The sequence below is a fragment of the Streptomyces kaniharaensis genome (genome assembly GCF_009569385.1).
GTDB classification, from domain to species: Bacteria; Actinomycetota; Actinomycetes; order Streptomycetales; family Streptomycetaceae; genus Kitasatospora; species Kitasatospora kaniharaensis.
The window spans coordinates 736,287-759,927 of sequence record NZ_WBOF01000003.1 but is presented as its reverse complement, the minus strand read 5'-3'; the positions used below and the strand labels follow the sequence as shown (position 1 = coordinate 759,927).

The 23,641-nt window shown below is 70.8% G+C and carries 27 protein-coding genes; 13 read left to right on the top strand and 14 right to left on the bottom strand.

Annotated elements, in window-relative coordinates; genetic code table 11:
• Positions 1-406: 406 nt before the first annotated feature.
• From F7Q99_RS34600 to F7Q99_RS34590, 3 genes are read left to right on the top strand one after another with little or no spacing between them, the layout of a single operon-like run.
• Positions 407-865, top strand: a complete 459-nt coding sequence (locus F7Q99_RS34600; RefSeq protein ID WP_326847474.1) for a hypothetical protein — start codon at positions 407-409, stop codon at positions 863-865.
• Positions 862-2,739: a GMC family oxidoreductase gene (locus F7Q99_RS34595; protein ID WP_326847473.1), complete on the top strand. Its 1,878-nt coding sequence runs from the start codon at positions 862-864 to the stop codon at positions 2,737-2,739. The genes F7Q99_RS34600 and F7Q99_RS34595 overlap by 4 nt, the downstream gene beginning before the upstream one ends.
• On the top strand, positions 2,736-3,602 hold the full coding sequence (locus tag F7Q99_RS34590) for a hypothetical protein (RefSeq protein WP_153469243.1): 867 nt from the start codon (positions 2,736-2,738) through the stop codon (positions 3,600-3,602). The genes F7Q99_RS34595 and F7Q99_RS34590 overlap by 4 nt, the downstream gene beginning before the upstream one ends.
• A gap of 174 nt (positions 3,603-3,776) precedes the next feature.
• On the opposite strand, the gene F7Q99_RS34585 is transcribed toward F7Q99_RS34590, so the two are convergent.
• The 3 genes from F7Q99_RS34585 to F7Q99_RS34575 all read right to left on the bottom strand — a co-directional run bounded on the left by F7Q99_RS34585 (position 3,777) and on the right by F7Q99_RS34575 (position 7,441).
• On the bottom strand, positions 3,777-4,097 hold the full coding sequence (locus F7Q99_RS34585) for a mycothiol transferase (protein WP_326847472.1): 321 nt from the start codon (positions 4,095-4,097) through the stop codon (positions 3,777-3,779).
• 251 nt (positions 4,098-4,348) lie between these two features.
• Positions 4,349-6,436 carry an HAD-IIB family hydrolase gene (locus F7Q99_RS34580; RefSeq protein WP_153469239.1) on the bottom strand — a complete coding sequence of 696 codons (2,088 nt, stop codon included), beginning with the start codon at positions 6,434-6,436 and terminating at the stop codon, positions 4,349-4,351.
• Positions 6,437-6,517: 81 nt separating this feature from the next.
• Entirely contained in the window at positions 6,518-7,441 is a 924-nt protein-coding gene (locus F7Q99_RS34575; protein WP_230211149.1) for a carbohydrate kinase family protein, read from the bottom strand.
• 114 nt (positions 7,442-7,555) lie between these two features.
• Here F7Q99_RS34575 and F7Q99_RS34570 point away from each other — a divergent pair, with 114 nt between their 5' ends.
• Positions 7,556-8,065 (top strand): TerD family protein, encoded by a 510-nt coding sequence (locus F7Q99_RS34570; RefSeq protein ID WP_153469236.1) that lies wholly within the window; start codon positions 7,556-7,558, stop codon positions 8,063-8,065.
• A 31-nt stretch (positions 8,066-8,096) separates the two neighbouring features.
• On the opposite strand, the gene F7Q99_RS34565 is transcribed toward F7Q99_RS34570, so the two are convergent.
• The 3 genes from F7Q99_RS34565 to F7Q99_RS34555 are packed head-to-tail and all read right to left on the bottom strand — an operon-like array spanning position 8,097 to position 11,118.
• Positions 8,097-9,815, bottom strand: a complete 1,719-nt coding sequence (locus F7Q99_RS34565) for a GMC family oxidoreductase (RefSeq protein ID WP_153469233.1) — start codon at positions 9,813-9,815, stop codon at positions 8,097-8,099.
• Between the two features lie 14 nt (positions 9,816-9,829).
• Positions 9,830-10,237 (bottom strand): sugar dehydrogenase complex small subunit, encoded by a 408-nt coding sequence (locus F7Q99_RS34560; protein ID WP_153469230.1) that lies wholly within the window; start codon positions 10,235-10,237, stop codon positions 9,830-9,832.
• An 11-nt stretch (positions 10,238-10,248) separates the two neighbouring features.
• Positions 10,249-11,118, bottom strand: coding sequence for a thermonuclease family protein (locus F7Q99_RS34555; RefSeq protein ID WP_153469227.1), 870 nt, complete (start codon positions 11,116-11,118; stop codon positions 10,249-10,251).
• A 246-nt stretch (positions 11,119-11,364) separates the two neighbouring features.
• On the opposite strand from F7Q99_RS34555, the gene F7Q99_RS34550 reads away from it, so the two are divergent.
• Complete coding sequence (locus tag F7Q99_RS34550; RefSeq protein ID WP_195911369.1) at positions 11,365-11,664, top strand: DM13 domain-containing protein; 300 nt, start codon at positions 11,365-11,367, stop codon at positions 11,662-11,664.
• A 125-nt stretch (positions 11,665-11,789) separates the two neighbouring features.
• Here F7Q99_RS34550 and F7Q99_RS34545 read toward each other — a convergent pair whose 3' ends face one another.
• Positions 11,790-12,020, bottom strand: a complete 231-nt coding sequence (locus F7Q99_RS34545) for a three-helix bundle dimerization domain-containing protein (protein WP_153469221.1) — start codon at positions 12,018-12,020, stop codon at positions 11,790-11,792.
• Between the two features lie 48 nt (positions 12,021-12,068).
• Here F7Q99_RS34545 and F7Q99_RS43485 point away from each other — a divergent pair, with 48 nt between their 5' ends.
• From F7Q99_RS43485 to F7Q99_RS34520, 6 genes are all read left to right on the top strand, one after another.
• Positions 12,069-12,701, top strand: a complete 633-nt coding sequence (locus tag F7Q99_RS43485) for an acyl-CoA synthetase family protein (protein WP_326847485.1) — start codon at positions 12,069-12,071, stop codon at positions 12,699-12,701.
• Complete coding sequence (locus F7Q99_RS43480; protein ID WP_326847484.1) at positions 12,623-13,099, top strand: AMP-binding enzyme; 477 nt, start codon at positions 12,623-12,625, stop codon at positions 13,097-13,099. The genes F7Q99_RS43485 and F7Q99_RS43480 overlap by 79 nt, the downstream gene beginning before the upstream one ends.
• Positions 13,100-13,315: 216 nt before the next feature.
• The gene (locus tag F7Q99_RS34535) at positions 13,316-14,230 is read left to right on the top strand and encodes an alpha/beta fold hydrolase (protein WP_153469218.1); all 915 of its coding nucleotides are present in this window, start codon (positions 13,316-13,318) and stop codon (positions 14,228-14,230) included.
• Positions 14,231-14,272: 42 nt separating this feature from the next.
• Entirely contained in the window at positions 14,273-15,010 is a 738-nt protein-coding gene (locus tag F7Q99_RS34530; RefSeq protein ID WP_326847471.1) for a MerR family transcriptional regulator, read from the top strand.
• Between the two features lie 431 nt (positions 15,011-15,441).
• Entirely contained in the window at positions 15,442-15,819 is a 378-nt protein-coding gene (locus tag F7Q99_RS34525; protein WP_153469212.1) for a hypothetical protein, read from the top strand.
• Positions 15,820-16,009: 190 nt separating this feature from the next.
• The gene (locus F7Q99_RS34520; protein ID WP_153469209.1) at positions 16,010-17,563 is read left to right on the top strand and encodes a Na+/H+ antiporter; all 1,554 of its coding nucleotides are present in this window, start codon (positions 16,010-16,012) and stop codon (positions 17,561-17,563) included.
• A 50-nt stretch (positions 17,564-17,613) separates the two neighbouring features.
• On the opposite strand, the gene F7Q99_RS34515 is transcribed toward F7Q99_RS34520, so the two are convergent.
• From F7Q99_RS34515 to F7Q99_RS34485, 7 genes are all read right to left on the bottom strand, one after another.
• Positions 17,614-17,817: a hypothetical protein gene (locus F7Q99_RS34515; protein ID WP_153469206.1), complete on the bottom strand. Its 204-nt coding sequence runs from the start codon at positions 17,815-17,817 to the stop codon at positions 17,614-17,616.
• Between the two features lie 75 nt (positions 17,818-17,892).
• Positions 17,893-18,096 carry an NAD(P)/FAD-dependent oxidoreductase gene (locus tag F7Q99_RS34510; RefSeq protein ID WP_195911368.1) on the bottom strand — a complete coding sequence of 68 codons (204 nt, stop codon included), beginning with the start codon at positions 18,094-18,096 and terminating at the stop codon, positions 17,893-17,895.
• A gap of 403 nt (positions 18,097-18,499) precedes the next feature.
• The gene (locus tag F7Q99_RS34505; protein ID WP_326846942.1) at positions 18,500-19,336 is read right to left on the bottom strand and encodes a transposase family protein; all 837 of its coding nucleotides are present in this window, start codon (positions 19,334-19,336) and stop codon (positions 18,500-18,502) included.
• 71 nt (positions 19,337-19,407) lie between these two features.
• Positions 19,408-19,911 carry a hypothetical protein gene (locus F7Q99_RS34500; protein WP_153463723.1) on the bottom strand — a complete coding sequence of 168 codons (504 nt, stop codon included), beginning with the start codon at positions 19,909-19,911 and terminating at the stop codon, positions 19,408-19,410.
• Positions 19,912-20,392: 481 nt separating this feature from the next.
• Positions 20,393-20,821: an Hsp20/alpha crystallin family protein gene (locus F7Q99_RS34495; RefSeq protein ID WP_153469202.1), complete on the bottom strand. Its 429-nt coding sequence runs from the start codon at positions 20,819-20,821 to the stop codon at positions 20,393-20,395.
• A 44-nt stretch (positions 20,822-20,865) separates the two neighbouring features.
• Complete coding sequence (locus F7Q99_RS34490; RefSeq protein ID WP_230211148.1) at positions 20,866-21,279, bottom strand: CBS domain-containing protein; 414 nt, start codon at positions 21,277-21,279, stop codon at positions 20,866-20,868.
• 11 nt (positions 21,280-21,290) lie between these two features.
• The gene (locus F7Q99_RS34485) at positions 21,291-21,974 is read right to left on the bottom strand and encodes an OsmC family protein (RefSeq protein WP_326847470.1); all 684 of its coding nucleotides are present in this window, start codon (positions 21,972-21,974) and stop codon (positions 21,291-21,293) included.
• 255 nt (positions 21,975-22,229) lie between these two features.
• Here F7Q99_RS34485 and F7Q99_RS34480 point away from each other — a divergent pair, with 255 nt between their 5' ends.
• Complete coding sequence (locus F7Q99_RS34480; RefSeq protein WP_153469196.1) at positions 22,230-22,427, top strand: hypothetical protein; 198 nt, start codon at positions 22,230-22,232, stop codon at positions 22,425-22,427.
• A gap of 132 nt (positions 22,428-22,559) precedes the next feature.
• Positions 22,560-23,546: an Acg family FMN-binding oxidoreductase gene (locus tag F7Q99_RS34475; protein WP_153469193.1), complete on the top strand. Its 987-nt coding sequence runs from the start codon at positions 22,560-22,562 to the stop codon at positions 23,544-23,546.
• Positions 23,547-23,641 lie beyond the last annotated feature (95 nt).

The following is a 23,641-nucleotide window of genomic DNA, read 5'->3' as shown; positions in this document are numbered from 1 at the left end:
ATCAAGGCGCGCAACTCCGGGGCCATCCTCAGCACAGGGTGAGGAGATTCAAAGGTCTCCGTCTCCATCACCCCGCGAGTTGACCCGGAACCGACGGGGCCATCCCCCAGAATCCGGGCACCGCACCCTCGGGTTCGCGCTGAAGAATCTTCAGTTTCCACGAACTCGCGGGCGTCCTTCCACCGAACTCCGTTCCCGCCCCGGGAGATCTGCGCCGTCCTGTCCGCCACCGCCTGGCATCGGGGTCAGGGTGGTGCGGACGAGGCGTGTGGGCCGGTCCGCGCGCCGGTAGGCGTCGGCGGTGTGATCCGGCCGATTCGCGAACGTGCGCATGATCGTGACCGGACCGAGGAATGATCACGGCGGCATTTGAGGTCATGCGCATGGCGATCACTGGGGGCGGACAGTGCTTGTTGATCACTTCATAGCGATCTCGGCGGAGCTGACCGGCTTCAGCGCCGAGGAGCTGCGTGCGACCGGCATGGCGGGTGTCTATCGGGCGGTGGTGCTGGAGCGGGCGGGCGCGGAGCGTCTGGGTCGGCTGGAGGCTGCGGTGACCGGTGCCGGCGATGGTCCGTTGGGTCTCGACGAGGAGCCGGAGCGCGAGTTGGCCCGGGCGGTGGCACACCTGTGGTATCTCGGGACCTGGCCCGGGCTGCGGGTGCCGGAGGACTCGAAGGCGCAGCGGCTGGCGGGCGAGCCCTTCGTGGTCTCGTCGCGCGCCTACACCGAGGGCCTGGCGTGGCGGACCTTCCACGGGAACGCACCGGGCACGGCGGCTCAGGGGCACGGCAGTTGGTCCACCGCACCCCCGGCCGGAGCTACCCGCGACGCGGACGCCGCCGCACCTGCGGAGCGCCGGTGAGCGCGCCGGAGGCACGGCGTTGGGATGTGATCGTGGTCGGTGCCGGGTTCGCCGGATCCCTGGTCGCCGGACAGCTCGGTGAACGGGGCTGGCGCGTCCTGGTCCTGGAGGCCGGCCACGGTGCACCCGACGCCCAGCAGGGGCACCTCGATGCGCTGGAGTCCTACCGTTCGGCCATGGCCAAGGTCCCCAATTCCCCGTACGCGACGAGCGGTGCGGCTCCATCGCCCGACGTAACGGACCTCTCCGGCAACACCGACGGCGGGTTCGACGCGGGCGGGTACTTCGTGCAGCGCGGTCCGCTGCCGTACGCCAGCGGATACCTGCGGGCCAACGGCGGTACCGGGCTGGCCTGGACGGGACTCGCTCCGCGCATGCACCCGGAGGACTTCCGCGCCGGGGACTTCGGGCACGGCCGGAACTGGCCGATCGGCTACCAGGACCTGGAGCCGTACTACCGGGCCGCCGAACGGGAGATCGGGGTGGCCGGCGACGTCGACGAGCAGCGCGAGGCCGTCGGCCTCCCGTTCCCCGACGGCTACCGGTACCCCATGCAGGCGATCCCGCGCAGCTACCTGGACCGGGTGATGGCGCAAGCCCTGGACGGCAGGCCGGTGCAGGACCCGGCCACGGACGGCCCGACCCGCCTACGGGTCGCCACCACACCGCACGCCCGCAACGGCCTGCCCAACCCCGCCCCCGGCGCCGGGCAGCCTGCCGGGGGGAGGCTGTGCCAGGGCCACGCCAGCTGTGTGCCGATCTGCCCGTCCCAGGCCAAGTACACGCCCCTGAGAACCCAGGCCCGGTGGGGCCCGTCCGTCACCCTGGTCACCCGGGCCGTGGTCACCCGCGTCCGGATCGCCGGCAACGGCCGGGCCGCGGGCGTCGAGTACCAGACCTACCACGAAGACGCCGCCACGCCCGCCGCCGTCAGTACGCACAGCGCCGACGCCGACCTCGTCGTCCTGGCCACGCACGCGATCGAGAACGCCAAACTCCTCCTCGCCTCCGGCGCCGCCAACAGCAGTGACCAGGTCGGCCGCAACCTCATGGACCACCCGGTCCTGCTGACCTGGGGACTGATGCCCCACCGGATCGGCCCCTACCGGGGCCCCGGCTCGACCTCCGGCCTCGAGGGCTTCCGCTTCGGCGCGGCCAGGGCCCGTCGCGCTCCGTTCCGGATCGAGATCGGCAACTGGGGCTGGACCTGGGCGCTCGGCCCACCGGACGGGCGCGTCGCCGAACTCCTGCGCAGCGGCGGCCCGGACGGCCGCGGCCTGTTCGGCGCCGAGCTCCGCCGCACTCTCGGCGACCGGATCGGCCGGGAGTTCGCGTTCCAGTTCGAGATGGAACAGGACGCCGACCCGGCCAACCGGGTCACCATAGACCCCCGCCAGCGTGACGCGCTGGGCAACCCGCGCCCGGTGCTGCACTACGACCTGTCCGACCACGTCAAGCGCGGCATCGCCGCCGCGAAGAGCGTCTCCGACCAGCTCTTCGCCCTGCTCGGCGCCGAGGACCACACCCGCTTCGAACCGGGACCGGCCTGGCCGGGCTACTTCGAGTACGAGGGCCGGCCCTACGCCTACCGGGGTGCCGGGCACGGTGCGGGCACCCACGTCATGGGCGACTCGCCCGCCACCTCCGTGGTCGACCAGTGGCAGCGCTGCTGGGACCACCCCAACCTCTATACCGTCGGCTGCGGCAGCATGCCCACCGTCGCCACGTCCAACCCCTCGCTGACCATGGCCGCTCTCGCCCTGCGCAGCAGCGACGAGATCCACCGCGACCTGCTCGCCCGACGCCGCCCCGTCTCCGTCCGGGGCGCTGCCGGCGTCGCCGACCCCGCACTCCAAGGAGCCGACCGCCCATGAGCCCGGACCAGCCGCTGCCCCTGCCGCCCGTCCCCGCGCCGTACCAACTGCCCTTCCACTACGGGGCGCTGCACAACATCGGTCTTGACTACCTGGTCGATCCGGATCCCGTTCGGGAGGTCCTCGCCGAACACCATCCCGACCTGGTCGCGGCCGACTTCGACGGACGGGCCTGCGTCTCGCTCAACTACCAGCTCTACTTCGCCCAGTACCCGAACGGTGGCGGCATCACCCAGGAGATCGAGGTCAACATCGTCGCCCACCCCGCCGGTGCCGCCGGCCGCCTGCCCGCGCTCGGCTACGACCAGTACGCGCGAGGCTTCGACCAGACCAAACTCCTGGGCATCGCCCGCATCCACGTCCTGTGCGACAACCCGCTCGCCATCGACGCCGGCACCAAGCTCTACGCCGAACCCAAATACCCCGGCTGGTTCGAGACCACCATGCCCTCCCTCAACGGCCCGGCGCAACACAGGACCTGGTCGATCACCTGCAAGCAGGCCGGCCTCACCGTCGACCGCACCGGCATCGACCGCCAGGACCACACCCTGTTCTCCTTCCAGGCCGACCTGACCGGCCTGACCCCCGAGCCCGTCAACAACACCCCCATCACCGGCTACGGCACCGACCCGCTGGGCGGCCTGCTCGCCGGCCCCATGAACGTCTACCAGCCCTACCAGTACCACCCCCTCGACGACACCAACCGAGCCCGGGTCCGGCTCACCGTCGCCGACCCCGCAAGCAGCGTCGGCCGCCACCTCACCGACCTCCTCGGCAACTCCCTTGCCGCCGGAGTCTGGACCTACCAATCGGCTCCCGTGGCCGCCCACAACCGGCCCTACTACATCCCCGCCAAGGTGTGAGGGATTGAGAAGGCGGTAGTCATGACATACACGTTCGGGGGCACCCGGGGCGCTTCCGCTGGTGGGCCACGCGTGGCAGTTGATGCGGCAGCCGCTGGGTTTCCTGGAGTCGCTACCGGCGTTCGGTGACCTGGTGGAGATCCGGCTGGGGCCCACCCGGGCGTACGTGCCGTGTCACCGTGAACTGGTGTGGCAGGCGGCGTCCACGATGTCGCGGGATCGGGCGCACTCCTCGTGCCAGGTCTCGAATGCCTCGACCGGGTCCGCGGTGTCGACGTCGAAAGCACCGCCGTCGCTCCGGGGCCAGTGAGCACTGCTGTTCTCGCCGTTCAACACGCTCCGGAACCAGGTCCGCTCGACGTCGGCCATGTGCCGGACCAGACCGAGCAGGGACAAGCCCGAGGGGGTCAGGGCCCGTTCCCTGAGCTGGTCGGAGGTGAGCCCCGCACATGCCATGGCCAGCGTGTCGCGCTGGCGCTCGAGGAAGCCGCTCACAGGTGGCCGATGCGCGGGCGCGGGCCGCGATGTGCTTCGCCGAGCTCGCCGTGATCATTCCTTGGACCTGACGCACTCATGCATGGCCACGCTCATCGGTTGGATCACGCCGCCACCGCCCAACGGCGCGCGGGCCGGTTCGCGCGCCGCCGCGTCTCCTACGCCAAGGAGTTCGGCATCCGCATCCGGCCGGTGGGCCGGCACCGACCGCGAGGTCGTTCGGTCCCGCGGAGCATGTCCATGAGGCGTGGTCAGGACACGGGATCGGGGCGGCGGATCGCGTGGATGATCTGGGCTGCCCAGCCGGCAGGTCGTTCGTGGCCGAGGAGGGTGGCGAGTCGGTGCATGCGGGTGCGGCGTTCCGTGGGGGTGAGGGTGAGGGCCTTGGCGAGGACAGCGGTGAGGTCGTCCGGGGAGCGCGGGTCGGTGAGGAGGGCCGCGTCGCCGAGTTCGGCGGCGGCGCCGGCGTGGCGGGAGAGCACCAGCACGCCCGGCCCACCCACGCGATGGGAGGGGAGGGTGGCTTGGGCGGCGATGAACTCCTTGGCCGTCAGGTTCATCCCGTCCTGCAGTGAGGTCACCCACAGCACGTCGGCGGCCAGGTACTCGTCGACGACCTCGGCGAAGGAGAGACTTCGGGGGAGATAGTCCACCGGGCGCCAATCCTGCTTCTTCCATGCGTCGTTGACCTCGGCGATGCGCTGCTCGAGGAGGGCACGGGTGGTGTCGTAGGCGGTGAGGCCTGGTTCGGGCGGCGGGCAGACGAGCCGGAAGGTCAGCCGTCCGCGCAAGTCGGGCCGCTGGGCCAGGAGTCGGGCGATGGCGTCGACCTTCTGCACGGGGGCCTTGGCGTAGTCGAGGCGTTCGACGGACAGCACCAGCTGCGCTGCGCCGGCTCGGGGTGATGGTGTGCGGGTGCGTGCGAGGGCTTCGATAGCGGGGCGGTCGACGCCGAGTGGGCAGACCTGGACGCGTGGTCGCGGGGGCAAGCCGGCCAGGGTCCGGCGGAAGTGGTCGGCGAAGGCGGCGGTGTGGAAGCCGGCCCAGTTCAGGCAGGCGAGCGAGGCGCGCAGTTCGGCGGCGACCGGCAGGGTGGCGAAGACGTCCGGGGGAGGGAAGGGGGTGTGGTGGAACAGCCCGGTGCGCAGGTCGGGACGGGCTGCGCGCAGGAGGCCCGGGACCAGCCAGAGGTTGTAGTCGTGCAGCCAGACCGTCGCGCCGGGAGCGGCCAGGGTGCTGATGTGTTCGGCGAAGCGTGCGTTGACGGTGCGGTACTCGGCCCAGGCTCGGTCGTCGAACACCAAGCGGCCCGGTTCGGACATCAGGACCGGCCAGAGGGTTTCCTTGCAAGCGTGGTGGAAGTAGCCGCTCCACTCGTCGGTGGTGAGCGGTACGGGGGACAGCGGCGGCGCGGTGGGTTGCTCGCGGGTGACCTTGGGATGATCGCCGGTCAGGGCGGTGACCCAAATGCCTCCCGGCAGGCCGTCGGTGAAGGCGCTGGTCAGGGTGGGGAGGATGCCGTTGGGGCTGGTGGGAGGCTGCCAGCTCTCGCCGGTCCAGTGCAGGGGCGGGCGGTGGTATCCGACCACGAGTGAGTGGCGGGGTTCGGGCCCGGTGCGGGCCGGGGCGACCCAGCCCAGTGTTCGGAGCGCCGCGAGGATGCCGGCCGCGCCCCGCTGGTGCGGGCGGTGGACCTGGGGATCGTCGGCCACCGCCGCGAGCAGCGCGGGTTCGGCGCCGGCGACGACCACCCCGTGGGCGCCGAGGCGGAACAGTGACAGATCGTTGAGTGAGTCGCCGGCGACCAGGATCTCCTCGGCCGGCCAGTCCAGTTTGTCGGCCAGGGCCCGCAGTGCGCTGCCTTTGGAGGCCGCCGGCGGCAGGACGTCGAAGTAGCGGTCCGCGGAGTACGTCCAGCTGCAGCCGAGGGCGTCCACCGCCTCGGTGAGCTCACCGGTGAGGTGCTCGGGGGCCAGGTGGTACGAGCAGCGGCCGTCCTGGATGACGCCGTGCTGGTAGGTGAGCCCGGGGAAGCGGCGTAATGCGGCCCGGACGCGTTCCTGCCCCGGCCAGCCGGCGCGTAACTGTTCCTGCAGCGGTTCGACGGTGGAGAAGTCGGTGCCGTCGAGCACGGTGGCGCCGACGTCCGCGATGATCCACCGCGGCCTCGGGACGAGCGGGTCCCGCAGGACCTTGCGGATCGACGTCAGTCCGCGGCCAGTTGCGAACACCACGGTCACTTCGGGATGACGGGCCAGCGCGTCCCGCAGCCGGCGCCGGTCCTCCAGGTCGCCGCCGAGTAAGGTGCCGTCCAGATCGGTGACCAGAATTCTCGACATCCGACGGACGCTAACACGATCGCACAGTGGGGTGAAGTGTTCACCTCATCCGGCCCATTGTGTGTGTCGAGGGCGGTGAGGTCACGAGACCGGGTGCTGCTGCCCGCTGTCGAGGTCCTCGGCGTGAAGGGCCGCACTGGAGCCCGGGCCGGTGGTCGCCGCAGCGCCGCAGGCCGCCGCGGCGGCGAGGCAGGCCGGCAACTCCCAGTCGGCGAGCAGGCCGTGGACGAATCCGGCGTTGAAGCAGTCGCCGGCCGCGGTGGTGTCCACGGCCCTCACGGCAACGGCGGGGACGTCATGGCGCTTGCCGTCCCGAACAGCGGCAGCCCCGTCCGAACCCCGCGTGACCACCAGGGTCGGCACCAGTGCGGCGAGTTCTGCGATTGCTTCGTCCAGGTCGACGGCGCCGGTCAGGCGCAGGGCTTCGGCGACGTTCGGCGTGAAGACGTCCACGTGTGCGAGGGCGCGGCGTACCGCTGGATCGTCAAGAGTCACGGGCGTGTCGTGGCAGTCCATGACGACCAGCGTGCCGAGCCGCCGGGCAGCCTGGGATGCTTCCAGCACCTCGGCGTCCCAACGTAGTTGAGGTAGCATCAGAGCCCGGGGCCGATGCCTGTGCAGCAGCGGGACGAGCGGCTCGTGGGTGACCGGATCCTGGTAGCTGACCATGGCCCGGTCGCTAGGAGAGGACAGGGCGACGGTCAGGCTCCTTACCGGGAAGGGATGGTGGCGGAAGGCCGTCTCGACCAGCCCCTCAGCGCGTGCGGCGGCCAGCACCTCGCCGCTGAACAGGTCCGTGCCGAAATCCGCACTCCACACCACATCACGCCCGAGCCGGTGCATCGCCATGGCCAGCGTGTAGGCGCCGCCGGGCACCAGCGCGAAGCCCTCAGCGAACACCTCGCCACCAGGCTCCGCCGACTGCGGCAGGCCGTGGAACACCAGATCCGCGAAGTACGCTCCTATCACGAGCACTTCACACCGGCGCACGCCGTTCGTCTCCATCCGACGAGCATACGGTGCGGCCTGCGGCATCACGCTCGGTCGGCCGGATCTGCCTTGGGAGGCACTGGGGGAGCCGCGGCCTGAGCGGCGGGCACGAGCTGCACGTCAGGCCGCCTGACGGAGATCACCGCCTACATCGGGCTTGGCCTGCTGGACCGGCCCGGCGTCCGCACGGTCGAGGGCAGCGGAGAGTACCTTGACGGCTTCGTCGGCGACAGTCCCCGGCAGCCGGGGCTTCCGTTCTACAACCAGCCGCAGGCCGTTGGCGACACAGCCAGGCTGTTCGCCAAGCAGGTCGAGGGCGGACGAACGGTGGAGCGGGCCGCTCTCGTGCTGGAGGCGCTGCCGGACACGGTTCGACGCGTGGTCGTCTCCGTCAACATGGACGTGGAGACCGGACTGTTCTGCGATGCGCTCACCGGAGCGACTTTGACCGTCGAAGTCGGTGACAGCACCTGGGAGTTCCAACCTCCGGGCGATGCGGAGATCAAGGCGATGGCCGTCGCGGAGATCTACCGTCACCGCTCCGGGAACGAGCAGGTGTGGAAGTTGCGTGCCGTCGGCCTGGGCTGGGCCGATGGGCTCGCGGGGCTGGCCCGCGACCACGGCGTGGTGGTCGACTGAGGGAGCCGGGCCACGCCGTGGTGCTCGGTGGTCAGGGGGTGGTTGCGAGGGCGTCGGCGAGGGCGTCTGCTGTGCGCAGGGTGAGGGCGGCGACGGTGAGGGTGGGGTTGGCGGTGCCGCCGGTGGGGAAGACGGAGGAACCGACGATCCAGATGCCGGGGTGGTCATGGGAGTTGCCCCAGGCGTCGACCACGGCGCTGGCCTTGTCGCCCATGCGCATAGTGCCCATGAGGTGGCCGGCGCCGTTGTACTTGAGGGTCGGCTGGACGGGGTCGATCCGGGTGGCGCCCGCGGTGTCCTCAAGGTGCTGCCACATCCGGCGGGTGACACTGTGGCCGTAGGCGAGGGCGCGTTTGGAGTAGTCGTCGAGCTTGTAGGCGATCTTCGGGTGGGGAATGCCGAGGGCGTCCGTCTTGTCGGAGAGCGTGACGCGGTTGTCCGGGTTGGGGAGCTGTTCGGTGGAGATGCTGATCCGCAGCATCCTGGTGACCTTGTCGGCGACGGCCTGCTGCAGCGGCTTGCCGAGGAGTTTCACCTTCTTGTTGGTGTCGTCCCACAGGAAGCTCTGCAGGGTCTTCTCGGGGGAGCCGCTGCGCCCCCAGCCGTCGTTGCCGATGGTCATGCGGAAGGCGCCGTTGTTCTTGCGGAAGTCGCCGTCGCGGAAGGTGTCGACGCCGAGTGCGGACTGCGGTCCGCGGAACGGGTAGACGGGCTGGCCGAACAGACCGATCATCTCGGCGGAGTGGTGGTCCATGAGGTTGCGGCCGACCTGGTCGCTGCTGTTGTTCAGGCCGGAGAGCAGCCAGAGCTTGGGCGTCTCGATCGCGTTCAGCGCCAGCACCACGTGTTTGGCGGTGAGCTGCTGTTCGGCGTGGTCGACGGTGGTCCAGTCGCGGAAGAACACGGTGTACGGCTGGCCGTCACCCGCCGGCGGGACGATGCGGGTGGCCACGCTGGCCGTCCGCAGCTCCACGCCCAGTTCGTCGCGGGCCTTGTTGACGTGGATGGAGGCGTCGTACTTGGCGCCGGTGGGGCAGACCGGAATGCAGCTGGAGTTGCCCTGGCAGGCGCTACGCCCCCGGTAGGGCTGAGAGTTGCGGGCCTGCGGGGTGGTGACAATCTTCACCGGGATGCCGTCGATCGGCTTGATCGTCGACAGTGCGGTGCGGGCGAGCTCGTCGCCGTAGCTGGGGGCCATGCCGGGCATCGGGTAGTCGCCGCTGCGCGGGGTGATGCCGACCCACTCGGTGGCGTTGCCGGAGATGCCGAGCTCGTTCTCGGCCTGCATGTAGTAGGGCTCCAGCTCGTCGTAGCTGAACGGCCAGTCGACGCCCACGCCGTACTTCGTCTTGAGCTGGAAGTCGTTGGGGACGAACCGCGGGGTGTTGCCGCGCCAGGCCCAGGTACTGCCGCCGATCATCCGCTGGAAGCCGCTGGCGAAGACGTCCAGTTTGCCGTCCTCGTCGTAGTACTGGTTCATGACGGTGAAGTCCGGGACGCCGTCCGAGGAGGGGGCGAACTTCTCCTTGTTGTTGGGCAGTTCGGCGTACGGGGAGGGGACGGACTTGGTGGGAGAGATCTGGTAGGTGTCGACGAAGGCGGCGCGCTCGCCGGGGGTGGTGGGGTTGTTGCCGGCCTCCAGGATGAGGATACGGGCATCGGGCCTGGTGGCCTTGAGCCGGCAGGCGGTGAGGGAACCGGCCACACCGGCGCCGACGATCACCACGTCGTATGGGGCATTCGGGTTCACGGGATCTCCTCGGCTCAGGGGTGCTGGGTCCAGTAGCCGTAGCCGCTGGCCGCCGGGGGTACGGGGGCGGTGGCGAGCGGGTGGGCCTTGATGACCTGCCAGATCAGGCCCGACTGGTACTGCTGCGGGGTCGCGGGCGCGTCGGGCGTCTCGTCGGGCTTGAGGAACTGGGCGGTGTACCAGGCCGTGACGGTCTCCCGGGTGACCCGGGCCAGCTTGGGGTCGGCGTTGACCGCGGTGGTCAGTGCGCCGAGCGGGTTGCCCTGGGTGGCGGCGGCGCGGTAGGCGGTGAGCAGGGCGGGGAGGTCCTGCGGGTAGGCGTCGGAGAGTCGGCCCCGGTAGGCCTCGGCGAGTTGTTCGTCCAAGCCTGTTTCCCCGGTGAGGAGTTCGGAGAGGGCGAGGAAGTCGGTGGCATCGCTCATGATGGGGCTCCTCAGCCTTCGGCGTAGACGATGTCTTCGGGCTGGTTGGTCATCCGGATGGCGTTGCCGTTGATGATCTGGACCAGCGGTTTGAGGGTCAGCTCGGGGGTGTTGGCCGGCAGGACCTTGAGGTTGTCCTCCTTGCCGGCCAGGTAGGCCGGGAAGCAGGCGAGCGTCTGCTCGACCAGGTTGAAGTGGTCCACCAGCCGTCGGAACAGCTTCGGCAGGATCACGACGTCGTTGGTGAGGGAGGACATGCCGGTGATGACTGCGCCACCGGTCGCGGTGGTGACGTCCTTGGGCCAGAGCCCGAGTCCGTTCGTCCGGGCCTGCCTGGCGACCGTGGTCAGCTCGGTCCGCAGATCCTGGGGGAGCTTGCTGTAGAAGGTCGGGTAGACCAGGCCGAGCGAGAGGAGGTGGTGGTTGGCGGTGGTGCGCAGCAGCGCCACGTCCACTTGGACCTGGGTGCCGTCGGCGGCCGGCGGCGCACCCGCGCCGATCAGCGCGACGCAGCGACCGAGCTTGTCGGCGCCCTGGGTGAGGATGAACCCGGGGGTCTGGGCCGGGGTGGCGGCGGTGACCTTTTCGCCGGTGCGCTGGACGTTGCTGAAGCCGAGGAAGGTGAGCAACTCCTCGGCGGCCTTGTGGGCGAATTCCAGTGGCTGGGCGACGCTCGGCCCGGTCCGGTCGTAGTGGGTTTCCAGAGCGTCGATGCCGTCCAGTCGGAGCCGGGTCTCGCCGGTGGTGGCGTTGTGCTTGGGCAGGGTGCACGCCGGAAGCTTGTTCCAGACGGTCGGGTCGGTGGGGACGAAGTGGATGGTGTCGCCGTCGGGCTCAGAGCCGATGATCTTGTACGAGCCTTGGACCAGCAGCATGGTCATGGCAGCCCCTTTGGGGGTGGAGGGCGGAGCCGCCTGTGCGGTCGGTCGGCAAGGTGCGATCTTCGGCGATGCCGCGGTCACAGTCGGCTGAGGCGCCGCTACTGTACGTTCGCACCCGATCGACTTCAATCACCACCGGTGGCGAGCCGTTGCTGCCGAACGGCGTCCGTTCACTGCGTCGGCTGGTATACCAGGAGAGCCGGGTGTCCGTCGGAGCCATGCGTGAGCGGGTAGTAGCTACCTACGGTGGGTCCCGGTGTCGACGGCGACGACGTGGGCGCCGTCGGCGAGATGGGCGCGAACCTCCGCACCTCGGAGGGGCCCGACGTGCGTGTCTACCTCTCCGCCAGCTCCGCAGCCGAATCTCGCGCGGACACGCTCGGTGACGGCCCCGTGGAACTCGACCGCCTGAAGGGCAACCGCGGCAATCAGAACTACACCGTCCCGGCTGGCACCGATTTGTCCAGGATCCGCAGTGTCGTCATCTGGTGCAAGCGGTTCTCGGTCACCTTCGGTGCGGCCGACCTCGCTGCGGCCCCGAGCTGAGCCGCTGCCCAGCGCAGGGTGCGTAGCTTCATGACAGGCGAACCCGGCAGGGGTCGACATCTGGCGGCGCTACTGCGCCGCGGCCTCCCGCCAGCGCCCGGGGTCAGCCCTCGGAGGGTCCGGGGTCAGCTCTCCGGGGCAGGCCGGGCGTCAGGTGACGGCAGTTCGAGCCGGGGTCTGGCGCGGCGCTCCGTCAGGAACGGGACGAACGTCCGGACCTTGGCGTCGCGTAGTTCGTCGTAGGCACCCACGACGAGAGTGTCCACGATGGCCGCGTCGGCCTCGGGGTGGGAGGCCTTGAGCCGGGCGGCGGCCAGCCGCATCGCCACCTCGTCCTCGGGCGACACCCAGGTCACGACATCGACCCCGCCGCCGGCGCATTCGGGGTCCGCCCCGAGCTGCTCGTGGACACATTCCTGCAGGACTGCGCCCCCGAGGTCCAGGCGCAGGCGGCGGACCACCTCGCCCGGCAGAGCCTTCAGGTGACCGGGCAGCCGGTCGGGGCGGACGCATGGCAGCAGGTGCCCACGACCTACCTCGTCTGGCTCAGGACCGGGGCACCCCACCGCGGCTGCAGCGCGAGTTCGCCCGCCGGGCCGACAACGTCGTTGAGCTCGGCGCCGGCCACCACCCGTTCCTCTCCCAGCCTGCAGCGGAGCCGCAGCGAGTACGGCCAGCCGCAGAACTGGCATCCGATCGGCGCCATCGACCCGACCTGCACGAGCATGCCGTACGGAAAGCCGCTCACCAACCAGCACTTCGAGGTCCTCGACAGCGCACTGCGCCGTCGGCCAGGCTGGGTGGCGGGGGAGTTGTACATCGGCGGGCTCGGCGTCGCCATGGGGTACTGGCGCGACGAGGAGCGGACAGCGCGCTCCTTCGTCACCCACCCCCGGACTGGCCAGCGTTTGTACCGGACCGGGGACCTCGGACGCTACCTGCCGGACGGCAACCTGGAATTCCCCGGCCGCGAGGACTTCCAGGTCGAGATCCACGGCTTCGGGTCGAACTCGGCGAGATCGAGGCCGCCCTGCTGAGCCACGAGAAGGCCGCCGTCGTCGTCACCGCCGTCGACGCACCCGGAGGCGGTAAACGGCTGGTCGCCCACCTCACCCCGGCGGACGCCCCGGTCGCGGAGCTGCGGCGACACCTGGCCGGGAAGCTGCCCGGCTACATCGTGCCCGGCCAGTTCGTCGCCGTGGACGCCTTCCCGCTGACCCCCAACAGGAAGCTCGACCGCGCGGCTCTGCGTGGCCCTGAGCACCGGCAACCCGAATTGAGCCCTGGCCGGGTGGCCTCGTCGAACCCGGCGAGGCCACCCGGCCAGGGGACTTACGTCATCCGGTCCCCGCGACGTCCCGGGCCAGCCGAGCCGGCCACGTCACCTGATCACCGAGCCCGGGATCGGCTACCGGTTCCAGCCCTGATCCGGTGACTCGAACGCCGGCGGTGATGGCCGACGGTCGGACACCGGCTACGAGCGCCTGCCGGAGGTGAGCGAAGCGCACCTGACCTGGGCACTCATCACCTTGCGACTCGGCGTCTGACGCGCTCACGACGGTGTACCGCACATTGAACAGCTCTGTGCATTGCGGGTGTTGCGGCGGAGGGGCTTGACTTTGACCCTGCGTCAGGGTTGGAGCCTTGGCGCATGACGAACGAGAACACTTCCTCGACCCTGCTCACTCCTCCCCTCGGCGGCTTCCAGGAGGTCGACGGCCGCCGCCTCTACGTCCACCGCTCGGGCAGCGGCGGGCCGGCCGTCGTCTTCCTGCCGGGCGCCAGCGCCATCGGCCTGGACTACTACGGCATCCAGCAGGAGGTCGCGCGGTTCACCACCGCGGTGGTGTACGACCGCGCCGGCACTGGCTACAGCGACGAGGCGCCGCTGCCGCGCTCCGCCGCCGAGGTCGCCACCGAGCTGCGCGAGCTGCTGCGCGCCCAAGGCATCCCGGGACCGTACGTCCTGGTGCCGCACTCCCTGGGCGGCGCGTACGCGCACCGCTTCGCGCAGCTGTTCCCCGGGGAGGTGGCCGGGCTGGTCTGGCTGGACGCCTTCCACCGGGACTGGGACGACTTCGTGCCCGCCGAGGCGAGCCTGGCTGCGAGCGTGGAGATGTCACCCACCGAGGAGCAGCTGCGGCAGGCGCTGCCCGCCATCCGCCAGATGTGCGTCGAGCTGCTGGTGGACTACCCGCAGGACGTGCGGGACGCGGTGATCGAGTACCACGTGAGCGACCGGTGGATCCACGTGGGCATCGCCGAGCGGGTCTCGATGCCCGGCCTTGCCGTCGAGCTGAAGGCCGCGGAGGACCTGCCCGACGTCCCGGTGATCGCGCTCACCCCGATGGGCATCGACCCCGGCCAGCAGGCGCTGATGTCCGAGGAGACCCTGCAGGCGATGCACGACGGCAAGGCCCGGCTGGACGCGGCGATGGTGAGCGCTGTCTCGCGCGGGGAGCAGCGCATCCTGCCGGATACCGGTCACAGCCAGCTGTGCTTCGAGCGCGCGGATGCCGTGGTGCAGGCGATCCGTGACGTCGTGGACTGGGCGGGGCGCGCCTAGACTCTGGCCCGGCCATACTTCCGAAGACCCAAGGTGGAGACGGTGCTCACGATCAGTCAGCTCGCGGCGACCGTAGGCGTGACCGTGCGCACCGTCCGCCACTACCACCACGTCGGGCTGCTGCCCGAGCCCGAGCGCGATGCCTCCGGCTACCGACGCTACAACGCGCAGGCGGCGGTGGACCTGATCCGGATCCGGACCCTGGCCGACGCCGGGGTGCCGTTGGCCCGTATCGACGCAATGCTGAACGCGCAGTCGGCCGAGTTCGCCGCGGCCGTCACCGACCTGGACGCCGAGCTGCAGCGCAAGATCGACCAGCTCGCCGAGCACCGCCGCCGGATCGCCGACCTGGCGAGCGGCGAGCGGCTCGCCCTGCCGCCCGAGGTGATCGCCATCCTCGACCGGATGCGCGCCCTCGGGGTCAGCGAACGGGCGGTGCGGCTGGAGCGCGACACCTGGATCCTGCTGCAGGCGCTGGACCCGGAGGCCATGCAGCAGGGGATCAAGGAGAAGAACGCCAGCTTCGACGACGCCGAGACCGTGCGCCTGTTCCTCGTCTGTGACCAGTCAATGGACTGGGATCCACACGATCCCCGTGTGGACCGGCTCATCGAGGACCTGGACGCCTGGGAGATCGACCACGGACGCGACAGCAGCCAGGTGGGGAACCTGGAGGTGATCTTCTCCCGGATCGCGGAGGCATCACCGACGTGGCAGCGGATCCTCGCCGTGCTCGCCCACCGCGCCAAGGAGCGCCGAACGGCCGGGCACGACTGCTGAAGCCCGTGCCTTGGTCACGTCCAGCGGTCGATGCACACAGATCGGCACCGGCGGTCACGCCTCCTCGTCGCCCCCTCGGCGGCGGCGCGGTCCACAGGAACAGGCTGTGATCAGCTGCCGGACATGCGTCACCGCCAATGCTTCGTCAAGATGACCGTCGCCTGCGTCAAGGACGCGTCAGGGTGGACGGACGGACGTTCGACGGGACCGAGGTTGATCTGCGAGGAAACGGTTCGCCGTCCGGGCGTGGGGCCTGTCGGTAGACCGTTTGCCGAATCCCGGCCCCGGCGGGTTCCTCCGGGGGAAGGTTCGGCGGCCAGTGAAACACAGGGTGAGGGGGCGCGCGGCGATGCCAACGGGTACGTCGGGCGGTACGGCTGTCGTGGGAAACACGGTCGCGTCGGAGACGGCGCGAGGGGAGACAGCCGTCCGTGCCACTCCCCGCGCCGCGCGCCCCCCGTCACTGGCTCGGCCGTTCCTGGCGCAGCCGGGCGTGGTGGAACACCCCGCGCCTGGTGCGCACTCTCACCGGGCTGTGCGTGGTGGCGCTGGTCGCCGCCAGCTCGGCGACCGCCGCCGTTCTGGGCGAGGCCCGGGACGGCACGGATGTGATCGGCCACCAGGCCGCGCCGCAGGTGGTGCGCTCGTTCCCGGGTGGTGAGGCCGGCGACCGCGCCGCCGTGGTCCACTTCACCTGCGTCACCAGGTCCGCCACCGGCGGCACGGGACAGACGTGGTACTACGCGGCGACGGCCTCCGTCACGAACGCCAGGGCCGACTCCGGCCCGTCGGGAGGCCGCGGAGGGTAGCCGCCCGCGATGGGGTCGCCCCGGTTCGCACCGGCCGCGCTCCGGTGGGCAGGCGAAGACGCCCTGCCACCCCCCGCTAATGTCCCGATAAGATGACCGTAGGTGTGCCGGGAAGCCTGGTCGGCTCGGGGGACGACTGCGGCGATCGGCGGCGGTGACCCCGTTCGTTGTGATGAGGTCTTACCCGCCGATGCGCGTTGTAGGAATCGTTCTCGTCCTGGTGGTTCTGGCCACGACCGTGGCCACGTTCGCCCGGCGGCTGCGTGTGCCCGCGCCCTCCCTGCTGGTCCTCGTCGGCATCGGAGTGGCACTGATACCCGGCGTTCCCGTCCTGCACGTCCCCCCGCAGGCCATCGCCATGGTCGTCCTGCCACCACTGCTGTACGCGTCCGCCGAGGAGCTTTCGCTGCGCGACCTGCGCACGGTGTGGCGGCCGGTGACGATCCTCTCCTTCGGCCTGGTCTTCGCCTCCGCTGCGGCCGTCGGTTTCACGGCCGTCGCCGTCGCCGGGCTGCCCCCTGCGATGGCCTTCGTGCTGGGAGCCGTCCTGTCCAGCACCGATCCGGTGGCCGTCACCGCGCTCGGGCGCCGCCTGGCGCTGCCCGGGCGCGTCCAGGTGCTGGTGCAGGCGGAGAGCCTGTTCAACGACGCCACCTCACTGGTGCTGTTCAAGGTCGCCACCGGAATCGCCGTGGCGGTCGGCGCCTCGGTGAGCCTGCCGGCGGCAGGCGGGGAGTTCCTGCTGCTCGGCGGTGGCGGAAGCCTGGCGGGCGCCGCCGTCGCCGGCCTGGTGTGGCTGGTGCGCCGCCGCACCACCGACCCGGTACTGGAGACCGTGATCGCCCTGGTCACCCCGTATGTGGCGTACGTGCTGGCCGAATCCGTGCACACCTCCGGTGTCACCTCGGTCGTGGTCGCAGGAGTCCTGCTCGGCCGCTCCGGTCACCGCCTCACCGACGCACACATCCGCCTGCAACTGCACGCCGTCTACGCGGTGGTGGTCTTCCTGCTGGAGAGCGTCGTCTTCAGCATCGTCGGCCTCGAACTGCCCACCCTCGTACGGGACCTTCCCGCCGGAACCGGCTGGTGGCCCCTCCAGGCCCTCGCCCTGGCAGGCGTGCTGATCGCGGTGCGCGTCGTGTCCACCCTGCCCCTGACCCGCGTCATCAAGCCCACCCAAGGACGCGGCCGACTGTCCTGGCGCGTCGCCGGGGTGGTCACGTGGGCCGGCACCCGCGGCGTCATGCCTCTCGCCGCCGCCCTGTCCATCCCCCTGGTCACCGACGACGGCACCAAGCTCACCGGACGGCCCCTCGTCCTGGTGCTCACCACCTCGGTCGTCGTCTTCACCCTCGTCGTCCAGGGGCTTACCCTCGCCGCGGTCGTCAACCGCTCCGGCCTCGCCCTCGAACCCGAGCACACCGCCCGCGAGGAGGACGACGCCCGCGACGCCCTCAACCACGCCGCCCTCGACCACATCGACCACCTCGCCACCCTGGAGGCCATGCCTGAAACCGCCATCGACCGGGTACGCCGCGGCCTCACCGCCCGCCTCGACCGCACCCCCGAAACCCCCGACGGCACAACCGCCGACGCCGCCTACCGCCAGCTGCGCCACGAGGTCATCGCCGTCCAGAGCACCGAACTGCACCGCCTCTACGACGAACACCGCATCAGCGACACCACCCGCCGCCGCCTCCAGCACGACCTCGACCGGGAAGAGGCCGCCCTCGGCACTCCGTGACCCTGTCGGCACTGCGAAGGCACGGCGGGGAGGCCCTCTGCGGAGGAGGTTCAGCGCGGGCGTCGCGCCGGGGCGAATGCCGTGAGGGCTGCGCAGACGGTCGAGCCGAACAGCATGCCGACCCACGGCACCTCGCCGCCTGGGCGATGCGTCGCCAGCGCGCAGACGAGGTAGCTGAGCGCGCCGCCGACGAAGAAGAGGACGAAGGCGCGAAGCGCGGAGCGCCACTTGGGACTCGCTGTTCCTGAGGTCACGACGGGGATTATCCACCCGAGCCGGCGGATGCCGACGGGCGGTGCCGGACGGCCCGCCCCGGCGCGAGCCGTGGGTCAACCGCCAGTCCGGTAGCGGCGGATGAACGCGACGGCCATGGCACCCTCGCCGACGCCCGAGGCGACGCGCTTGATCGAGTGGGCGCGAACGTCTCCGGCCGCGAACACGCCTGGGACGCTGGTCTCCAGGTACGGGTCGCGCGCCAGCGGCCAGGAAGCCGGTCGTTCGCCGGAGCCGATCAGGCCGGACAGTGAAGACAAACCCGCGCTCGTCGCAGTCCACGATGCCGCCCAACCCAACCGGTGCGGGGCCGCCCGCCGATGAACGTGAAGACGGGGCTTCGTTCCGAACGTTCCTGGCCAGGGGCGGCCGGAGGCGTACCAGTGGAAGGCCGCACTCGTGGCTGTCGACGAGTCCATCGGGCGGTGACCCCTCGGCTGCGAGGAAGCCCGGCCGGGGACGCTGAGGTGGGTACACGGCCAGGTGTTTCTCGTGGCAGCCCTTCGCGCCGTCAGTTGATCTCACATGGCGGCCGCGAGCGGCTCGCCGTCAGAGCACTGAGGAAGTTTCATCGTGATTCGTGCAGGTCACCGGTCCTGGTGTGACGAATAATTGGGGTGCTCGCGCAGCTCATCACGGTGATCACCGCGCGGAGATCATCCGTCACCGTGCCACCTGGTGGTGCGTCAGCACCAGCAGGGCCCGCACGAGTGCGGTCGCGTGCCGCGGATGCATGCGCACCTTGGTCAGGATCCGGAAGGTCTTCAGGTTCGCGAAGCCGTGCTCGACCGGCGCTCGCAGGCTGCTGACCAGCCGGTTCACGACCTTCTTCGGGGACGAGAGGCGCTTTCCGCCGCTCGCCTTGAACCCCGTGATGACCGCCGGCTGCTCCTGGTCCCCGTCGTCCAGGCCGACGAACCCCAGGTCGGCCACCGCACCCAGTCGAAGTTCCCGCAGCCGCGCGCACAGCTTCTCGTAGCGGGCGGCCGTGATCTCGCTGCAGGCGCCCCGGCGGGCCGAGGAGATCCACAACAGCCGCCCCTTCGCGTCGGTCAGGGCGAGGAACAGCAGGCCATGCGCCTTGTGCTTGCCCGAGTAGTTCTTCCGGTTCGCCCGGCCGGTCCGCCGCCGGGTACGGATCAGCGTGCCGTCCAGAAGCACCACGCACCCGCTGTCCTTGGCCACCTTCGCCAGCGCTCGGTCCAGGCGGGGAGAGCGTGCGGCCAGCAGGTCGATCACCTCCAGTACCCACCGGCGCACCGTGGAGGCCGAGACCGCGTTGCCGCCGGCCAGGTCGGCCAGCCGCTCGTCGTTGCGCAGGTGGGCCAGTGCGATCACGGCGATCCGCCCGGCGTCCAGCTTGCGCCAGCGGGAGCGGATCGTCTTGCGGTGGGCGCGGATCAGGCCGGCCACGTAGTTGACGGTCCGGCTGGACAGCGGCAGGCGGACGGAGTAGACAAGGCTGACGGTGTCCCCGGTGGGGCTGGTCCTGGTTTTCACGAGCTTCCCAACTCCCGCCGGGGTAAGCCGTGTTGCGGCGGGAATCGGCCGTTATTCCGGGACCGCGCGCCCTACCGGGGCAGGTAGCGTCCGGCCGCGGTTCGGGTGATCCAGCCGCGTTCGGCCAGCTTGCGCAGCTTCCCGCGCACCGGCTCCACCTTCGCCGGCACCGGATCCAGTCCCAGCTCACGGGCCACGTCCTTGGCCTGCAGCGGGCCGTCGCCGTCCGCGACGATCCCCATGATCGCCTGATAGTCGGCCGGCAGGTCCTGCGGGCCGCTGTCCTGGCCGCAGTGCGGGATCAGCAGCTGGCCTGCGGCGCCCGGCGTCACACCGGCGCCGGGCGCGGGCGCGGCGGGTTCTCCGCCGGTGGCCTCCTCCAGGGCCTGCTGCCAGGCCTCGGCGTCGGGATGCCCGGCGTCAGCGTCCTCCTGGTACTGCCGGTAGACGACCTCAGCGGCCTCCAACCGAGCCACTTCGGCCTCGGTGTCTGCCAGCTGCTTGCGCAGCCGCTCAACGCGTTCTTCCAGCACCACGCGGCGCTCCAGCAGCCACACCATCAGGTTCTGAGCCATATCCCCTCCCGCGCGGGCCCACCACAGCCCCTGCTCGCACAGTAGGGGACCGGCACACAGCGTGCAGGAGATCCCGGGAAGACAGCCAGAAAGGCTGACGGATGATCTCCGCGCGACGATCACCGTGATGAGCTGCGCGAGCACCCCAACCACTTGTCACACCAGGGCCGGTGACCTGCACGAATCACGATGGAACTTCCTCACTTGTCCGCGCCGTCACCCGGATCAGGCCGTCCTCGTCTGCCACCTCCTCGATGACGAGCGCCGACAGGCCAGAAAGCACCACGCTCACAGGCTCGTTGACAACTCGCACACCATGCCAACGATGCCCGTCACCCTTCGTTACCGCCGATTACGGTGCCTGGACACACCCGGGTCCTGCTTGGTGCGCGTTGGTGTTGTGGTCTTCGTGGTCATCTTCGGGCCTCCGGGGCGCGCTGAGCCCGGGGCACGGTGCCCCGGGCCCGGTCAGGGGCGGGGATCAGCCGCCTCGGGTGATCTCGACCTTGCGGGCGGGCTTCCCGGCCTCGCCGATCGGCGCGCGGACGGTCAGGACACCCTGGTCGTACACGGCGGTGACTTCCTCCTCGCGGACGCCGGCGGGCAGGCGGACGCTGCGGGTGAACGAGCCGTAGCGGAACTCGGAGCGCTGCTTCTCCTTCTTCTCCTCCGCGCGCTCGGCCTGGACCGTCAGGACGCCGTCGCCAACGCTGATCGTGATGTCCTTGTCGGGGTCGACGCCGGGGAGTTCGGCCTTGAGCTGGTAGACGCCGTCGGTCTCGGACTCCTCGATGCGGAGCATGTGCTCGCCGACCGGCATGCGGAGGTCGACGGGGAAGTCTTCGAGGAGGTCTGGCAGGGACGGCCACCAGTAGCCGAAGGGGAATCTTCTGAGCAGGTCACTGGCCATGATGGCCTCCCACGGGACAGGTTGTGATGTTTCCTTGGTGCTGGTCAGACCACGTTCTCGCGCAGCACGCTGCGGGAGACGGGAATGAGCAGGTCGAAAAGCCGCTGGACGACGTCGCGCAGCAGGTCGTCGACCGTGAGCATGCCGATCGGGCGGCCGTCGTCGAGTACAGGGAGGCGTCGGACGCCGGCGCTTCGGAAGGTGCGGTACGCGGTGTCGAGGTCGTCGTCGGCGCCCACGGTGGTGACCGGTGCGGTCATGAGGTCCGCGACCAGCCGCCCGTAGTCGACCCCGTGGGCCAGCCCGCGGAGGGTCAGGTCGCGGTCGGTGAGGATGCCGCACAGCTGGCCGTCCCGGTCCGTGACGAGGACGCAGCCGATCGCCTCCTGCTCCATTCGCAGCGCTGCCTCGAAGGCCGTCGCCGTGGGGCCGACGGTGACCGGCGGTGCGGTCATCATGTCCACCGCCTTCATGACACCAGGGCCTCTCCGGTGTCGTTCAGTGAGACCGTGACATCCGGCGGGTTGTCGAGCGTGTTCTTCACCGTGCAGTGGCGGATGACCGCGAGCAGCCCGGGCGCCCGCTCCGGTGGCAGGCTGGGGGCGGTGACCTCGATGGACACCGAGGCGATCCGGGCCGGGCGATCCCGGGCCATGGTGTAGTCGGCGGTGACGTGGAGACCGTCGCGGCTGAGACCGTGCCGGTCGAGGTAGCCGCCGGCGTAGTGGGCCGTACAGGAGGCCAGCGCGGAGGCGCACAGCTCGACCGGGGTCGGTGCGGCGTCGCCGCCTCCGGCCTGGGCGGGCTGGTCGACCGCCAGGGCGTGCGACCGAAGGCCGATGGCGTACAGGTCGCCCGCCACTGGATCCACCTCGATCCGCCCGGGCCGCAGCGAGTGGGGGTTCTCGACGGCGGCGGCCTGGCGGAGCAGCATCCCCGCCAGCTGCCTGGCCTCGGCCGGGGTGAGCGAGGCCCAGACCTCGTCCGTGTCGTACGGTTCGCAGGCCGTGTCGAGGACGACGCGGCCGACATCCGGCAGGACCTCCGGGGCGAACCGGGACACCGCGATGGTCCGCCCGCAGGCGGTGTGCATGAGCTGCTGGGTGGTGGTGCGAGCGTCGTCGGTCAGCACGGCCGTGCCTCCGGTGTTCACGTCCCGGCACGGTCAACCGGGCCTCTGCTGTCCAGGAGACGGCCGAGTGGCGCGCGGGGGCAGGGCCGTTCGGCCCGCCACTGGGCCCCATCGGTCGGGTCCGCCGGGGCGGTCAGGGCCTGCCCGGTAAGGGTCGGACGCGCCGGCGGACAAGGGCGGTGGAGACCCCCACACAGGGGCCCTGAGCCTCTCGGGGCCACCGCACCGTATACGTCACTGTGGACGTATCCCCTCAGGGGAAGAGAAGGTGAAACGGTGATCATCTCGGAGACGGCGGAGTTCCACATCGGCGACCGCGTGTGCGTGTACCGCGAATCGTCGTACGGCACGATCGAGAGCGCCGTGGTCGTGGACGTCCCTGCGGACCACAGCCTTCGGCTGGAGTTCACCGACGGCCACTGCAACCACCTGCGCAGCGGCCACATCGAACTGCTGGCGTCCGCCTCCCGCTGAAGATGCCCGTCATCGGCGCATCAGGCCGCACGTCCGCCGGCCCAGGGCAGGGCTGTCGGGCCCTCGCCCGGAGCTCACGTCCGGGCGATGCTTGTATCACCGGCGCTTCCAGCCGGCGGGGAGTGAGTGACCATGACAACCGAAGCCGCCCTCACCACTGCGGATCTGCGCCTGCTGGCCGAAGCCGGCGGCGCGGCGCCCTCACTGCACAACAGCCAGCCCTGGCGTTTCCGCCCGACGCCCGACCTGCGAGGACTGGAGGTCCACGCAGACCTGCGCCGGGCCGTCCCGGCCGCCGACCCCGACGGCAGGGCGCTGCACATCTCGATCGGCGCCGCCCTGTTCAACCTGCGCGTGGCCGCCGCCCACCTCGGCCGCGAGGCCGCCGTCCGGCTGCTGCCGGCCGGTGAAGGCGCGCAGCCGCGAGCCGTCCTCGACCTCTCCGCACCGACCGACTGGTCACAGCCCCTCGGAGCCGACCTCTACCCGGCCATCGCGAGGCGCCACTCCAGCCGGCAGCCGTTCACCAACCGGGACGTCCCCGAGGCACTCGTCGCCGACCTCATCACCGCAGCCCAGGACGAAGGCGTCACACTCAGCATGCTCGAAGAGCACGGCGTACGCCGCGTCCTCGCCCTCACCTCCGAAGCCGAGGCCCGCATCGCCGCCGACGTCACCCGCGAAGCCGAAACCCGCCACTGGCTGCGCCTCGAACCCTCCTACGACGGCATCCCCCTCACCGCCCTCGGCTCCCACGACCGCGACGCCCGCGTCCCGATGCGCGGCTTCACCGGCCACCCACCGCGCCACACCACCCCCGCCGAACGCTTCGAGGCCCTGCCCCAACTCGCCACCCTCACCACCCACCTCGACCACCAAGCCGACTGGCTGCGCACCGGACAGGCACTGGAACGCGTCTGGCTGCTCGCCACCGTCCACGGCCTGCGCGCCTCCGTCCTGCACCAGGCCGTCGAGATCCCCGAGACGCGCTGGCGCCTGCGCGACCCCGCCGACGGGCCCGCCCACGTCCAGCTGGTCCTGCGCCTGGGCTACGGCCCGCCCGGTACCGCCAGCCCGCGCCGCCCGGTGGAGGACACCCTCGATCCGCCAGCGGAGTAGAGGACGTTCCTCGTAGGCCCGTTCGAGCAGGCCGACGCCTTGGCCGAGCAGGCCGTGTGATCTGCTTCCCAGCGTTCGCGGGTGGACTGGTCGCG

Bases quoted from the DNA above. Each gene is read 5' to 3' on its own strand.
- F7Q99_RS34590 (WP_153469243.1), top strand. From the start codon at position 2,736: ATGAGCCCGGACCAGCCGCTGCCCCTGCCGCCCGTCCCCGCGCCGTAC.
- F7Q99_RS34580 (WP_153469239.1), bottom strand. From the start codon at position 6,436: ATGTCGAGAATTCTGGTCACCGATCTGGACGGCACCTTACTCGGCGGC.
- F7Q99_RS34575 (WP_230211149.1), bottom strand. From the start codon at position 7,441: ATGGAGACGAACGGCGTGCGCCGGTGTGAAGTGCTCGTGATAGGAGCG.
- F7Q99_RS34560 (WP_153469230.1), bottom strand. From the start codon at position 10,237: ATGAGCGATGCCACCGACTTCCTCGCCCTCTCCGAACTCCTCACCGGG.
- F7Q99_RS34555 (WP_153469227.1), bottom strand. From the start codon at position 11,118: ATGACCATGCTGCTGGTCCAAGGCTCGTACAAGATCATCGGCTCTGAG.
- F7Q99_RS34535 (WP_153469218.1), top strand. From the start codon at position 13,316: ATGACGAACGAGAACACTTCCTCGACCCTGCTCACTCCTCCCCTCGGC.
- F7Q99_RS34520 (WP_153469209.1), top strand. From the start codon at position 16,010: ATGCGCGTTGTAGGAATCGTTCTCGTCCTGGTGGTTCTGGCCACGACC.
- F7Q99_RS34500 (WP_153463723.1), bottom strand. From the start codon at position 19,911: ATGGCTCAGAACCTGATGGTGTGGCTGCTGGAGCGCCGCGTGGTGCTG.
- F7Q99_RS34495 (WP_153469202.1), bottom strand. From the start codon at position 20,821: ATGGCCAGTGACCTGCTCAGAAGATTCCCCTTCGGCTACTGGTGGCCG.
- F7Q99_RS34490 (WP_230211148.1), bottom strand. From the start codon at position 21,279: ATGATGACCGCACCGCCGGTCACCGTCGGCCCCACGGCGACGGCCTTC.
- F7Q99_RS34475 (WP_153469193.1), top strand. From the start codon at position 22,560: ATGACAACCGAAGCCGCCCTCACCACTGCGGATCTGCGCCTGCTGGCC.